The organism is Kineococcus sp. NPDC059986, assembly GCF_040702905.1.
In the GTDB taxonomy this organism is placed as follows: domain Bacteria; phylum Actinomycetota; class Actinomycetes; order Actinomycetales; family Kineococcaceae; genus Kineococcus.
On the sequence record NZ_JBFBND010000006.1, the window covers coordinates 1 to 13,230 of the forward strand.

The window sequence follows — 13,230 nt, forward strand, 5'->3', positions numbered from 1 at the left end:
CGAGCGCTGGTTCGCCGAGCTGACCACCAAGAAGCTGCAGCGCTCCACCCATCGCTCGGTCCGGGCACTGAACGCCGACATCCGGTCCTGGATCACGACGTGGAACGAGAACCCTCGTCCCTACGTCTGGGTCAAGACCGCCGAGCAGATCCTGGAGTCGCTCGGCGACTACTGCCAACGAATCATCGACTCACGACACTAGTCCCGAGTTGTGCGGTCGGTCCGCGCGGGTGACGCTTCGACGGTTGCCCAGCGAAACACCCCGAGGAGACCCGTGACCGACACGGCCCGGCGCCCCAGCGGCGACCCGAGCACCACCGGGACCCCTGACCCCAACCGCTGGCGCGCCCTCGCGGTGTGCCTTGTGGTCGGCTTCATGACCCTGCTCGACGTCTCCATCGTGAACGTCGCCCTGCCCTCCATCGAGTCCTCCCTCGGGGCGGGCTCCGCGCAGGTCCAGTGGATCGTCGCGGGGTACGCCCTCGCGTTCGGACTCGTCCTCGTCCCCGCGGGCCGCATCGGCGACCTGTACTCGCGCCGGCTGATGTTCGTCCTCGGCCTCTCCGGGTTCGTGCTGACGAGCGCGGCCGCCGGTCTCGTCCAGTCCGCCACCGCCCTCGCGCTCGTCCGGCTCGCCCAGGGGATCAGCGCAGGCCTCGTGAACCCGCAGGTCCTCGCCCTCATCCAGCAGCTGTTCACCGGCGCCGAGCGGGGCCGCGCCTTCGGCGCGTTCGGCACGACCATCGGGCTCTCGACGGCCGTGGGCCCGCTGCTCGGCGGGGCCATCCTCGCCGTCTTCGGCGAGCAGGAGGGCTGGCGCGGGGTGTTCCTCGTCAACGTCCCCATCGGGCTCGTCCTCATCCCACTGGCCTGGAAGTGGTTGCCCGGCAGGGATCCCGACCGGGCACCGGGGCGGTTGCACCTCGACGTGCCCGGGTTGCTCCTGCTGGCCGCCGCCACCGTGTTCGGGATGCTGCCCTTCGTCCTGACGACCGGTCAGGGCGACTCGCCCCTGCGCTGGTTGTTCCTCGTCCCGGGGGCGGCGCTGCTCGGGGCGTTCGTGGCCTGGGAGCGGTGGGAGGGCCGGCACGGTCGCGAACCCGTCGTCGACGCCGCCCTGGTGAAGACCCCCTCGTACAGCGTCGGGGCCCTCGTCGGCATCGCCTACTTCGCCGGGTTCACCGGCATCTTCCTCGTGGTGACGCTGTACCTGCAGTCCGGCCTGGGGCTCGCCCCGTGGCAGGCGGGGCTGGTGCAGACGCCCTTCGCCGTCATGTCCGGGATCTTCGCCCAGGTCGGTGGCCGGAAGGTCTCCACCCGCGGGCGGACGATCGTCGTCGTCGGCCTCGCCGTCGTCGCCGTCGGGCTTCTGGCGGCCGACCTCGTCGCCGCCTCGGTGCAGGGGACGGCGGGCGCGATCGCCCTGTCCGCCTGCCTCGCCGTGGCCGGGGCCGGGTCGGGCCTCGTCATCTCCCCGAACCAGACCCTCGCCCTGGCCGACGTCCCACCGCGCGTGGCCGGGGTCGCCGGCGGTGTCCTGCAGACGGGGCAGCGCGTCGGCTCGGCGGTGGGGGTCGCGGCGACGACCGCGATCTTCTTCTCCACCGTCGCCGGCGCCGGGCTCGGCGGTCAGGCGCGGGCCGCCGGGTCGGGGCAGGGGACGCCGCCGCAGGTGCAGGACGTGTTCGGCCAGGCGCTGTCCCACGGTCTGCGGGTGTCCCTCGGCCTCGTGCTCCTCGCGCTCGTGCTCGCCGTCGTCGACCAGCGGCGGCGCCAGCACGGCGACGACGGTGACGGCCCGGGGCACGGTTCCGGACACCACCACCGACACCACGGGGCGCACGACGCCTCGGTGGCCAAGCACCGCGCCGGGTAGCGTCGCCCCGTGAGACCGACGCAGTGGACGTGGACGTACGAGGACGCCGAGGGCCGGGCGGTCGCGGGGGACAGCACCGTGTTCCCGACGCAGGCCGACGCCGAGGTCTGGATCGGTGAGTCGTGGCGCGGGCTGCGCGAGCAGGGCGTCGAGAACGTCCAGCTCTGGGCCGACGGCGCGAAGGTCCACGGGCCGCTGTCGCTGCGCCCCGCTGACTGACCGTCCCTCCGGGGGAGTCCTCGTCGACGCATCCGGCTCGACCTACGAGCCGGATGCGTCAACGATCCCCTCCCCCGGGACCCGCGGAGGGGTCAGGAGGGGCGTTCGGTGGGGGAGGTCGCGGCGGTGCGCGCCGGGTCGCGCTCGACCACGTCACCGAGGACGGCGTCGATGCGCTGGAGCAGTTCGGCCGGGATCCTCACGCCGGAGGCCTTGACGTTCTCGCGCACCTGCTCGGGGCGGGAGGCGCCGATGATCGCGGACGCCACGTTGTCGTTCTGCAGCACCCACGCCACGGCGAGCTGGGCCATCGACAACTCGAGCTCGCGCGCGACCGACTTCAGCTCCTGGACCCGCGACAGCACGTCGTCGCGCATCCAGCGGCTGATCATCTGCTTGCCGCCCTTCTCGTCCGTGGCGCGGCTGCCCTCCGGTGGCGCACCGCCCGGGGTGTACTTCCCGGTGAGGACGCCCTGGGCGACGGGGGAGAACACGATCTGCGAGATGCCGACCTCGCGGGAGGTCGGCACGACCTCGGCCTCGATGACGCGGTAGAGCGCGGAGTACTGCGGCTGGTTCGAGATGAGCTGGAAGCCCAGGTCGTCGGCCAGTTCGTGGCCCTGCCGCAGTTGGTCGGCCGTCCACTCGCTGACGCCGATGTAGAGCGCCTTCCCCGCGCGGACCACGTCGGCGAAGGCCTGCATCGTCTCCTCGACCGGCGTCGAGACGTCCCAGCGGTGGGCCTGGTAGACGTCGACGTGGTCGGTGCCGAGGCGGCGCAGCGACCCGTCGATCGACTCCAGCACGTGCTTGCGGGACAGACCGGAGTCGTTGTGCCCCTTGGGGCCGGTCGGGAAGTAGACCTTGGTGAGGATCTCCAGGCTCTCGCGGCGCTGACCCTTCAGGGCCGTGCCGAGGACCGTCTCGGCGGCCGTGTTGGCGTAGACGTCCGCCGTGTCGAAGGTCGAGATGCCGGCGTCGAGGGCGGCGTGCACGCACGCGACGGCCGCCTCGTTCTCGACTTGGGAACCGTGGGTGAGCCAGTTGCCGTAGGTGATCTCGGAGACTTTGAGGCCACTGCGGCCCAGGTGTCGGAACTCCATGCCGCGAACCTAACCCGATGCCCCGCCCAGGGCGAGGGTCGGGTTCGCCGTCCTCAGACGACGAGGGCCTCCGGGGCGCGCCGGTCGACGGTCGTGGACCGGGCGGCGAGCAGGACGCGCGTCGCGCCGGCCGCGGTGAGCGCCGCACCGCCGAGGTGCAGGACGACGGCGAGACCGGGCAGACCGTCGAGGCTCTGGAACGTGCCGAGCGCGGCCTGCGCGACGAACAGCACGAGCAGGATCGTCGCGCGACGGCGGACGAGCTCGTCGCCGGACCGCTTCGCGACCACGACGACGACGGCCGACAGCACGAGCGCCGCGACGGCGAAGACGCCGTGGACGACGGTCACGCTCGCCCAGTGCACCGGGATGCGGTGCACCTCGGTGCTGTCGCCGGGGTGCGGCCCGGCGCCGGTCACGACCGTGCCGATGACGACCACGACGCCCGTCACCACGACGAGCCAGCGCGCGAGCCGGCGGGTGCGCTCGGCCGGGGCGGGCACGTGGGCCCGGTGGGCGATGTCGTAGCTGACGGTCGTGGAGACGAGCAGGGCGATCGCGGCCAGGAAGTGCGCGGCGACGACGTAGGGGTTCAGGCCCGTGAGCACCGTGATGCCGCCGACGACGGCGTTGAGCAGGACGCCGACGAACTGGCCCCACGCGGAGAAGAGCAGCGCACGGTGGCGCGGCCGCTGCAGCAGGCAGGCGATGATCACGGCGCCGACGGCGAGGCAGATGACCGTCGTGAGCATCCGGTTGCCGAACTCGATGGCCCCGTGCAGACCCGTCGAGGCGGTCGCGGACGTGAAGGACTCGGCGGTGCAGCGCGGCCACGTCGGGCAGCCGAGACCGGAACCGGTCACGCGGACGATGCCGCCGGTGACGATGATGAGGACGGCGACGGCGACGGCGATCGTGGTCGTCCAGCGGACGGCGCGCGAGTGCGTCGTGGGTGCGGGGCTCATGACGGGCTCAGCGCGCTCAGGCGGGGTGGGCGCCGCGGGCCACCATCGGGACCGGTCGGCGCATGCGGCGGATCTGCAGCGCGCGGGTCACGCCGTAGGAGACGAGACCGCGCTCGGGTGCGTCGAACTTCACGGCGAGGGCCCGCTTGACCTTGCGGCCCAGCAGGATGCTGTCGACCACGACGATCGCGAGCATGGCGTAGATCACGAGGGTCGTCGCGAGCACGAGCGTCGTGGACCCCAGGGGGGTCGCCACCATCGACAGGACGAGCGAGACGCCGGCGATGATGAGGAAGTACTCGCCCACGTTGCGGCGCGCGTCGACGACGTCGCGCACGAAGCGCCGCTGCGGGCCGCGGTCGCGGATCGGCAGGTAGCGCTCGTCGCCCGTCATGAGGGCGGCCTGCATCTTGGCGCGCTCCTCGCGCTGGGCCTCGCGGTTGGCCTTCTGCGCGGCCTTGCGGTCGGCCGGCACGAGGGGGCGCTGGTTGCGGGCCTGCGCCTCGCTGCGCTTGGGGGTCGGGCGACCCTTGCCACCCACCTTCGTCAGCTCGACGGCGGGCGTCTGCTCGACCGCGGGGGCCGACTTGTCCTTCGAGCGTCCGAACACAGGGGAAGGGTACGTCACCGGGGGAGGCCCGGACCCTGTCGCGGACCGTGATGTGTAGCGTCCGCGGTGTGAGCGATCCCACGGTCAGCGCCTCGGTCAGCCCCGACGAGCCCACCGGTCCCGGCGTCGAGCGCGTCGCGCGGCTGCGGGCGGCCTCGGCCGCCCAGGACGCCGCCACCCGCGCCGACCTCGAGGCGCTCGTGCGGATCCCGAGCGTCTCCGCGCGGGCCTTCGACCCCGCGCACGTGCACGCGAGCGCCGCGGCCGTCGCCGAGCTGCTGCGGGGTGCCGGGCTGCCGCAGGTGGACGTCGTCACCGCGCGCGCGGCGGGTGCGGGGCCCGACGGCGGGGACCTGGAGTCCCACCCCGCGGTCATCGGCCACCGACCCGCCCCCGCCGGTGCCCCCACCGTCCTGCTCTACGCCCACCACGACGTCCAGCCGCCCGGGCGCGACGAGGACTGGGCCAGCCCGCCCTTCGAGCCGACCGAGCGCGAGGGCCGTCTCTTCGGCCGCGGGGCCGCCGACGACAAGGCCGGGGTCATGGCGCACGTGCACGCGCTGCGCACCCTCCTGCGGACCTGGGGTCCGCAGGACGGCGTGGGCGTCACGGTCTTCGTGGAGGGCGAGGAGGAGATCGGCTCGCCGACCTTCGGCGCCTTCCTCGAGCAGCACCGGCAGGCCCTGGCCGCGGACGTCATCGTCGTGGCCGACTCGGGCAACTGGCGGGTCGGGGTGCCCGCCCTCACGACGACCCTGCGCGGCCTGGTCGACTGCGACGTCACCGTCGACGTCCTGTCCCACGCCGTCCACTCGGGCGTCAACGGCGGTCCGGTCCTGGACGCGCTGACGTGCCTGGCGCGGCTGCTCGCCACGCTGCACGACGCGGACGGCGACGTGGCCGTCGACGGGCTGCACAGCTCGGCGGCCCCCGTCGTCGACCTCGACGAGGCCACCTTCCGCGCCGACGCCGGCGTGCTGCCGGAGGTGCGGCTCGCCGGCACGGGCACGGTGGCCGACCGCCTGTGGACCAAGCCCGCGATCGCCGTCATCGGTCTGGACGCCACCCCCGTCGACCGCGCGAGCAACACGCTCGTCCCCTCGGCCCGGGCCAAGATCAGCATGCGCATCGCCCCCGGTCAGGACCCCTCGGCGGCCATGACGGCATTGCGGCGGCACCTGCTGGCCAACGCCCCGTTCGGGGCGCGGGTGCGCGTCGACGACGGCGAGGAGGGGCAGGCGTTCTCCGCCGACACCTCCGTCCCCGCCCACGCCGTCGCGCGCGAGGCCTTCGGCACGGCGTTCGGCGTCCCCACGGTCGAGATGGGGATGGGCGGGTCGATCCCGTTCATCGCCGACCTCTCCGCCGTCTACCCGGAGGCGGCCATCCTCGTCACGGGGGTCGAGGACCCCGACTCCCGCGCCCACGGGGCGGACGAGTCCCTGCACCTGGGCGACTTCGCCAAGGTCTGCCTCGGGGAGGTCCTGCTGCTGGACGGGCTGGCGGCGCGGGCTGCGGGCGGTCGGCGGGCGTAACCTGGACGGACCCGTTGGGGAACAGGGCGGCCGCCGCGGCGGTTGTCCCCTCCGACAGCCCGCCCCGAGCGCTTCCGGAGACGATGCTCATGACCACCACCAGCGACACCCCGGTGACGACCGCCGAGGCGACGGCCCAGACCACCGCCGACGCGGCGACCCACGGGGTCCTGCTGACCGACGTGGCCGCGACCAAGGTGCGCACGCTGCTCGAGCAGGAGGGTCGTGACGACCTCCGCCTGCGCATCGCCGTGCAGCCCGGTGGCTGCTCGGGCCTCATCTACCAGCTCTACTTCGACGAGCGGACCCTCGACGGGGACGCCGTGCGCGACTTCGACGGTGTCGGGGTCGTGGTCGACAAGATGAGCGGCCCGTACCTCGACGGCGCGACGATCGACTTCGCCGACACCATCGAGAAGCAGGGCTTCACCATCGACAACCCCAACGCGGGGAGCAGCTGCGCCTGCGGTGACTCCTTCAGCTGATCCCGCACGCGGCCGACCGGCCCCCGCCCCCTCCCCGGGGACGGGGGCCGCTCGCGTGTGGGCAGCCGCCCCGCCGCGCGAGCCGGTCGGTCGCGAGCGGTTCGACGTCGGCCCGGCCCGCTTCGCCTTCGGCGACCTCGCGGCCGAGGACGGCGAGGACCTCGTCGCCGCCGGCGGCGACCTGCAGCCGGCCACCGTCCTGGACGCCTACCGCCGGGGCCTGTTCCCCATGGGGCTCGGCGGGGGCGGTCGCGGACCCCTCGGCTGGTGGTCCCCGGACCCGCGGGGCGTCCTCGTCCCCGAGGAGGTCCACGTCTCGCGGTCGCTGCGCCGGTCGCTGCGCACGTTCGAGGTGCGCCTGGACACCGCCTTCGACGCCGTCGTCGAGGGCTGTGCCGACCCCTCGCGCTCCGGGGCGTGGATCACCGCGGAGGTGGCGCGCGCCTACGGACGGCTGCACCGGCTCGGGTGGGCGCACTCCGTGGAGGTCTGGCGCGACGGCGAGCTCGTCGGAGGCCTGTACGGGCTGAGCCTGGGCGGGCTCTTCGCGGCCGAGTCGAAGTTCCACCGGGTCACGGACGCCTCCAAGGCCGCCGTCGTGGCGCTGGCGGAGGTCATGACGTCGGACGGGGTGAGCGGTCGCCTCGTCGACGTCCAGTGGCGCACGGAGCACCTCGCGACGCTGGGGGTGCAGGAGGTGCCCCGGGCGTACTACCTCGCCTCGCTGAGCACCGCCCTGGCCCGACCTGTGCCCCGGCCCCTGCGTCCGGCAGGTCCGGCGCGCCCCGATCGGCCGAACGACTACGACGGGGGGTAGTCTCTCTTCCCGAGGGGCCACTCTGCTCAGGACCAACGCGTCACGAGCACGAAACGTCCCCGTTCACTGCTCGCACGTGGAGAGGCCGACGTTGGGTACGCGAGACTCGGGCGCGACGCGTCGTCGCCGTCCCCCCAAGGCGCTGCTGGCCGGCGCCCTGACCGGGGCTGCGGCGCTGCTGTTGACCGGCTGTGCGGGGGACTGGCCGAACGCTTCGGCGAGCAACTTCTTCCTCCCCGACGCCAGCATCGGCGCCACGGACATGACCCCACGGATCTCCCAGCTCTGGGACGGGTCCTGGATCGCCGCCCTCGTGGTCGGCGTCTTCGTCTGGGGCCTGACGATCTGGTGCGTCGTGGCCTACCGCCGCCGCAAGAACGACCCGGAACTGCCGGCGCAGGTCCGCTACAACATGCCGATCGAGATCCTCTACACGATCGTCCCGGTCATGATGGTCGGCGTCCTCTTCTACTACGTGGCGCGTGACCAGCAGGCCATCCTCGACACGTCGAAGACCCCGGACCTGACCGTCCAGGTCGTCGGCAAGAAGTGGTCGTGGGACTTCAACTACCTGGAGAACAACTCCCAGCCGGGCGTCTACGACACCGGCCGCCAGGCGGACCTGTCGGGCCGCACGGGCGTGGAGGAGAACCTCCCGACGCTGTACCTGCCGGTCAACGAGACGGTCCAGTTCGACCTGTACTCGCGCGACGTCATCCACTCGTTCTGGATCCCCGCCTTCCTCATGAAGATGGACATGATCCCGGGCAGCCCGAACAAGTTCCAGGTCACCCCCACCAAGGAGGGCGACTTCCAGGGCAAGTGCGCCGAGCTGTGCGGTGAGTACCACTCCGAGATGCTCTTCAACGTGAAGGTCGTCTCGGCGGACGAGTACCAGCAGCACCTCGACGACCTCGCGGCGGCCGGCCAGACCGGGTCCCTGCCGACCACCCTCGCGGGAGCTGAAGAGCTCGCCGGGGTCCAGGCCGACTCGGTCCACTCGAACGAGGGGGAGAACTGATGGCTGCTGAGAGCTTCGAACTGCCCGGTGCGGCAGCGCGCGTCACCGTGCGCCAGCCGCTCGGTGCGGTCGTGCCGCGCTCGCGCGGTCGCGTCATCGCCAACTGGTTGTCCAGCACCGACCACAAGGTCATCGGCAACCTGTACTTCATCACCTCGTTCATCTGGTTCCTGCTCGGCGGGATCATGGCGCTGCTCATCCGCGCCGAGCTCTTCGAGCCCGGCATGCAGGTGTTCGCCACCAAGAACGAGTACAACCAGGCGTTCACCATGCACGGCACGGTGATGCTGCTGCTCTTCGCGACCCCGCTCTTCGCGGCCTTCGCCAACGCGATCATGCCGTTGCAGATCGGTGCGCCGGACGTCGCCTTCCCGCGGTTGAACATGTTCGCGTACTGGCTGTTCCTCTTCGGCGGTCTCATCGCCGGTGCCGGCTTCGTCACGCCGGGCGGGGCGGCGAGCTTCGGCTGGTTCGCCTACGCGCCGCTGAGCGACGTCGTCCACTCCCCGGGGCTGGGCGGCAACCTCTGGGTCATGGGCCTGGCCTTCTCCGGGTTCGGCACGATCCTCGGTGCGGTCAACTTCATCACCACGATCATCTGCATGCGCGCGCCCGGCATGACGATGTTCCGGATGCCGATCTTCACGTGGAACACGCTCATCACGAGCGTCCTGATCCTCATGGCGTTCCCGGTGCTGGCCGCCGCGCTGCTGGCGCTGGCCGCGGACCGCATCCTCGGGGCCCACGTCTTCGAGGCCGCCAACGGCGGGCCGATCCTGTGGCAGCACCTGTTCTGGTTCTTCGGGCACCCGGAGGTCTACATCATCGCGTTGCCCTTCTTCGGCATCGTGACGGAGATCTTCCCGGTCTTCAGCCGCAAGCCCGTCTTCGGCTACAAGGGCCTGGTCTTCGCGACCATCTCCATCGCCGGTCTCTCGGTGACGGTCTGGGCGCACCACATGTACGTGACCGGCAAGGTCCTGCTGCCGTTCTTCGCCTTCATGACGATGCTCATCGCCGTCCCGACGGGCGTGAAGTTCTTCAACTGGATCGGCACGATGTGGCGCGGGTCGCTGACCTTCGACACGCCCATGCTGTGGGCCGTCGGGTTCCTCGTGACCTTCCTCTTCGGTGGTCTGACCGGTGTCATCCTGTCCGCGCCGCCGCTGGACTTCCAGCTGTCCGACTCCTACTTCGTCGTGGCGCACTTCCACTACGTCGTCTTCGGCACCGTCGTGTTCGCGATGTTCGCGGGCTTCTACTTCTGGTGGCCCAAGCTCACGGGCAAGATGCTGCACGAGGGCTGGGGCAAGCTGCACTTCTGGCTGCTGTTCGTCGGGTTCCACACGACGTTCCTCATCCAGCACTGGCTCGGTGCGGCCGGCATGCCGCGCCGCTACGCCGACTACCTCAAGGGTGAAGGCTTCGAGACGATGAACCAGATCTCCACGATCGGTTCGTTCGTCCTGGGCCTGTCGTTCCTGCCCTTCCTGTGGAACGTCTACCGGACCGCCCGCTTCGGCGAGAAGGTCACCGTGGACGACCCGTGGGGCTACGGCGCCTCGCTGGAGTGGGCGACGTCCTGCCCCCCGCCGCGGCACAACTTCACCTCGCTGCCGCGCATCCGCTCCGAGCGTCCTGCCTTCGACCTGCACCACCCCGAGGTCGCGGCGCACGACAACCACGACGGTGGCGGCAATCTTCTCGATGCGGTGTACGGCGGCTCCGACCGTCGCGGCCGTGAAGACGTCCACGGAGGGCAGTGACCGATGAAGCCTGAAACCTGGCTGTTCTCCGGCGGGATCCTGTTCTTCATCCCCGTCGCCTTCGTCTACGGGATGCTCACCCGCTGGGACGAGTGGGTCGGCTTCATCGCCCTCCTGCTCACCGGTGGGCTGGCGCTCCTCGTCGGCACGTACCTGACGATCACCGCCCGCCGCATCGACGAGCGTCCCGAGGACAACCCGCGGGCCGACGTCTCCGAGGGCGCGGGGGAGCAGGGCTTCTTCTCCCCGCACTCCTGGTGGCCGCTGTACCTGGCTGCCGGTGGCGCGATCACCTTCTTCGGGGTGGCCGTCGGCTGGTGGCTGTGGCTCATCGGTGTCGTCATCTCGGTGCCGATGATCGTGGGCTGGGTCTTCGAGTACTACAAGGGCGAGCACGCCCACTGAGCACGTCCGGTCCGTAGGGCCCCGCACCGTTCCGGTGCGGGGCCCTACGGCGTTCCGGCGCCGTCGGAGCCACCGGTGGGGTCCGTGTGTCACAGATCCGTGACACGGTTCCGTGCAACGCGGCGGATGCGCGCGGCGTCCCTCCAGCAGACCGCCGAGGTGCGACCATGGTCGGCGGGGGAAGCACGAGAGGGGCGTTCGCGCCCGGGGGAGAACACTTTCTGTGATGAGTTCGAAGCACCGTCCTGGTCCGTCCACGTCGGTCCGCCGCCGCACGCTCGTCGGCGTCCTGCTGGCCGCCGCTGCGGTCCCGGCCGTCGCTGCCTGTCAGGACGGGTCGGGCGTTGCCGCCGGCACGGGCCAGGGCGCGTCGCCGGCGGCCTCGCCGTCCGCGACACCACCCACCGTCACGGTGACCCCGGCGAACGCCGCGGTCGACGTCCGGCCCGACGCCCCCGTCACCGTCACCGTCGCCGACGGCAAGCTCACGGACGTCACCGTGACCGCCCCCGACGGCACCCCCCTGACCGGCGCGCTCGACGCCGCCGGCACGACCTGGACCTCCCAGGGCGCGCTCGCGCTGGGGACGGCCTACACGGTCCACGCCGTCGCCGCGGGCGCGTCCGGCACGCCGACCACCCACGACAGCACCCTGACGACGCTGACGCCCGCCGCGACGGCCTTCCCTGCCGTGGCGCCGCTGTCCGGCCGCGAGGTCGGCGTCGGGATGCCGGTCATCGTCACCTTCGACTCGCCCGTCGCGGACGACCGCCGCCGCCTCGTGGAGGAGAACCTGCACGTCACCGTGACCCCCACCGCGGTGCCGGGGTCCTGGAGCTGGCAGTCCAGCACGAAGGTCGAGTACCGCCCCGAGCAGTACTGGCCCGCGCACTCCCAGGTGCACGTCGACATCGACCTCGGCACCGTCGAGGTGGCCCCGGGGGTGTGGGGCAAGACCCGCGACATCGACTTCACCATCGGCTCGGCCATGGTCAGCACGGTCGACATCGCCGCGCACACCCTCACGGTGACCCGCGACGGGCAGGTCGTGAAGACCATTCCCGTGACGCTCGGGCAGTCCGGCAGCGGTGGCAAGTTCGTCACGCGCAGCGGGACCAAGGTCATCATGAGCCTCGAGGCGTCCCGGCAGATGAACTCGGAGACGACGGGCATCGGCCAGGACGACCCGAACTACTACGACGTCAACGTGAAGTACGCGCTGCGCGTCACCAACTCCGGTGAGTTCCTGCACGCGGCGCCCTGGTCGGTCTCCTCGCAGGGCCGGGCGAACGTGAGCCACGGCTGCACCGGCATGAGCACCGAGAACGCCAAGTGGATGTTCGACAACTCCAAGGTCGGGGACGTCGTCGTCTACACGGGCAGCAACCGCGGCATCGAGCCGGGCAACGGCTTCACCGTGTGGAACGAGACCTACCAGCAGTGGCAGCAGGGTTCGGCGCTGCACGCCTGAGCCGGCGGGTGGCGGCCCGCCGGGTCTGGCGGGTCGCCCTCGTCGTCGCCACCGTCGTGGCCGTCTGCGTCCTCGCCCGACGGCTCGAGGCGGCCGACCTGGGGGAGCGGTTGCGGTCGGCGGACCCGACCTGGGTGCTGGCCGCGGCCGCCTGTTCGCTCCTGCCGCTGTTCGGCAACGTCGCGTCCATGACGGCTCTGTCGCCCGTCCCACTGCCCGTGGGGCGCACGACGGTCGTCTGGCTCGCGACGTCCTTCGTGAACCTCGTGACGCCTTCGAGCACGGGCGGGGTGGCCCTCACGGTCCGTTACCTGCAGCGACGCCCGTTGCCGCTTGCCGTCGCCGTCACGACCATCGGCATCGTCCAGTCGACGTCGTTCCTCGTCACCGGGGGGCTCGTCCTGGCAGCCCTGCTGGGGGCGGGGCGGTCGGCGGAGTCTGCCGTCAGCGTCCCGTGGCCCGTCCTGGGGGGAGGTGCGGCCGCCCTCGCGGTCGCCGTCCTCGTGGTGCGCCTGCACCCCCGGGCGCGCCGGTGGACCCGCGCGCGGGTCGTGGCGCCCGTGCGCGCGGAGTGGCCGGCCCTGCGCCGGGTCCTCACGCACCCCGGACGCGTCGCCGTGGCGGTGCTCGGGCACCTGGCCGTCCCGCTCGGCTTCGCCGCGACCCTGGCGTGCTCGGCGCGCGCCGTCGGGGGAGCAGCACCGCTGCTGCTCCTGGTGCTGGTCGTCGTGGGCAGTTCCGCGGTGACGGCGGCCGTCCCGGTGCCGGGGGGCATCGGCGCCTCCGAGGCCGCGCTCACGGCGGGACTCGTCGCCTGCGGGCTGGGCGCCGAGGCGGCGCTGTCGGCGGCCCTGCTGCACCGGGCGCTCACGTTCTGGGTGCGCGTCCCGCCGGCCTGGGTCGCGCTGCTGTGGTTGCGGCAGCGGCACGCCGTCTGAGGCCCGCCGGGGCACCCGC

The 13,230-nt window shown here is 72.1% G+C and carries 13 protein-coding genes and 1 pseudogene; 11 read left to right on the forward strand and 3 right to left on the reverse strand.

Annotation, left to right across the window (positions count from 1 at the left end; translation table 11 throughout):
* From AB0637_RS06520 to AB0637_RS06530, 3 genes and pseudogenes are all read left to right on the forward strand, one after another.
* A pseudogene (locus AB0637_RS06520) lies at positions 1-202 on the forward strand (IS630 family transposase); the annotation flags it as partial.
* A 72-nt stretch (positions 203-274) separates the two neighbouring features.
* On the forward strand, positions 275-1,876 hold the full coding sequence (locus AB0637_RS06525; protein WP_366170534.1) for an MFS transporter: 1,602 nt from the start codon (positions 275-277) through the stop codon (positions 1,874-1,876).
* 9 nt (positions 1,877-1,885) lie between these two features.
* On the forward strand, positions 1,886-2,095 hold the full coding sequence (locus AB0637_RS06530; protein ID WP_366170536.1) for a hypothetical protein: 210 nt from the start codon (positions 1,886-1,888) through the stop codon (positions 2,093-2,095).
* Positions 2,096-2,187: 92 nt separating this feature from the next.
* Here AB0637_RS06530 and AB0637_RS06535 read toward each other — a convergent pair whose 3' ends face one another.
* Genes AB0637_RS06535 through AB0637_RS06545 form a run of 3 tightly spaced genes read right to left on the reverse strand, consistent with a single transcriptional unit; the run spans position 2,188 to position 4,773 of the window.
* Positions 2,188-3,198: an aldo/keto reductase family protein gene (locus AB0637_RS06535; RefSeq protein ID WP_366170538.1), complete on the reverse strand. Its 1,011-nt coding sequence runs from the start codon at positions 3,196-3,198 to the stop codon at positions 2,188-2,190.
* A gap of 53 nt (positions 3,199-3,251) precedes the next feature.
* The gene (locus tag AB0637_RS06540; protein WP_366170540.1) at positions 3,252-4,163 is read right to left on the reverse strand and encodes a COX15/CtaA family protein; all 912 of its coding nucleotides are present in this window, start codon (positions 4,161-4,163) and stop codon (positions 3,252-3,254) included.
* 16 nt (positions 4,164-4,179) lie between these two features.
* Positions 4,180-4,773, reverse strand: coding sequence for a DUF3043 domain-containing protein (locus tag AB0637_RS06545; RefSeq protein ID WP_366170542.1), 594 nt, complete (start codon positions 4,771-4,773; stop codon positions 4,180-4,182).
* Positions 4,774-4,823: 50 nt separating this feature from the next.
* Here AB0637_RS06545 and AB0637_RS06550 point away from each other — a divergent pair, with 50 nt between their 5' ends.
* From AB0637_RS06550 to AB0637_RS06585, 8 genes are all read left to right on the forward strand, one after another.
* A complete protein-coding gene (locus tag AB0637_RS06550) occupies positions 4,824-6,308 on the forward strand; it encodes a dipeptidase (RefSeq protein WP_366170803.1) in 1,485 nt (494 codons plus the stop codon).
* An 89-nt stretch (positions 6,309-6,397) separates the two neighbouring features.
* On the forward strand, positions 6,398-6,793 hold the full coding sequence (locus AB0637_RS06555) for an iron-sulfur cluster assembly accessory protein (RefSeq protein ID WP_366170544.1): 396 nt from the start codon (positions 6,398-6,400) through the stop codon (positions 6,791-6,793).
* Positions 6,794-6,848: 55 nt separating this feature from the next.
* On the forward strand, positions 6,849-7,610 hold the full coding sequence (aat, locus tag AB0637_RS06560; RefSeq protein WP_366170546.1) for a leucyl/phenylalanyl-tRNA--protein transferase: 762 nt from the start codon (positions 6,849-6,851) through the stop codon (positions 7,608-7,610).
* Between the two features lie 91 nt (positions 7,611-7,701).
* Complete coding sequence (gene coxB, locus AB0637_RS06565) at positions 7,702-8,631, forward strand: cytochrome c oxidase subunit II (protein ID WP_366170548.1); 930 nt, start codon at positions 7,702-7,704, stop codon at positions 8,629-8,631.
* Complete coding sequence (gene ctaD / locus AB0637_RS06570; protein WP_366170550.1) at positions 8,631-10,397, forward strand: cytochrome c oxidase subunit I; 1,767 nt, start codon at positions 8,631-8,633, stop codon at positions 10,395-10,397. Before coxB ends, ctaD begins: the two co-directional genes overlap by 1 nt.
* Positions 10,398-10,400: 3 nt before the next feature.
* Complete coding sequence (locus AB0637_RS06575) at positions 10,401-10,802, forward strand: cytochrome c oxidase subunit 4 (protein WP_366170552.1); 402 nt, start codon at positions 10,401-10,403, stop codon at positions 10,800-10,802.
* Positions 10,803-11,028: 226 nt separating this feature from the next.
* Positions 11,029-12,273, forward strand: a complete 1,245-nt coding sequence (locus tag AB0637_RS06580; RefSeq protein WP_366170554.1) for an Ig-like domain-containing protein — start codon at positions 11,029-11,031, stop codon at positions 12,271-12,273.
* Entirely contained in the window at positions 12,243-13,211 is a 969-nt protein-coding gene (locus AB0637_RS06585) for a lysylphosphatidylglycerol synthase transmembrane domain-containing protein (RefSeq protein ID WP_366170556.1), read from the forward strand. Before AB0637_RS06580 ends, AB0637_RS06585 begins: the two co-directional genes overlap by 31 nt.
* Positions 13,212-13,230 lie beyond the last annotated feature (19 nt).

What these genes read in the sequence shown, in the direction of transcription:
- AB0637_RS06535 (WP_366170538.1), bottom strand. Translation starts at nt 3,198, where the DNA reads ATGGAGTTCCGACACCTGGGCCGCAGTGGCCTCAAAGTCTCCGAGATC.
- AB0637_RS06540 (WP_366170540.1), bottom strand. Translation starts at nt 4,163, where the DNA reads ATGAGCCCCGCACCCACGACGCACTCGCGCGCCGTCCGCTGGACGACC.
- AB0637_RS06550 (WP_366170803.1), top strand. Translation starts at nt 4,824, where the DNA reads ATGTGTAGCGTCCGCGGTGTGAGCGATCCCACGGTCAGCGCCTCGGTC.
- AB0637_RS06555 (WP_366170544.1), top strand. Translation starts at nt 6,398, where the DNA reads ATGACCACCACCAGCGACACCCCGGTGACGACCGCCGAGGCGACGGCC.
- ctaD (WP_366170550.1), top strand. Translation starts at nt 8,631, where the DNA reads ATGGCTGCTGAGAGCTTCGAACTGCCCGGTGCGGCAGCGCGCGTCACC.
- AB0637_RS06575 (WP_366170552.1), top strand. Translation starts at nt 10,401, where the DNA reads ATGAAGCCTGAAACCTGGCTGTTCTCCGGCGGGATCCTGTTCTTCATC.
- AB0637_RS06580 (WP_366170554.1), top strand. Translation starts at nt 11,029, where the DNA reads ATGAGTTCGAAGCACCGTCCTGGTCCGTCCACGTCGGTCCGCCGCCGC.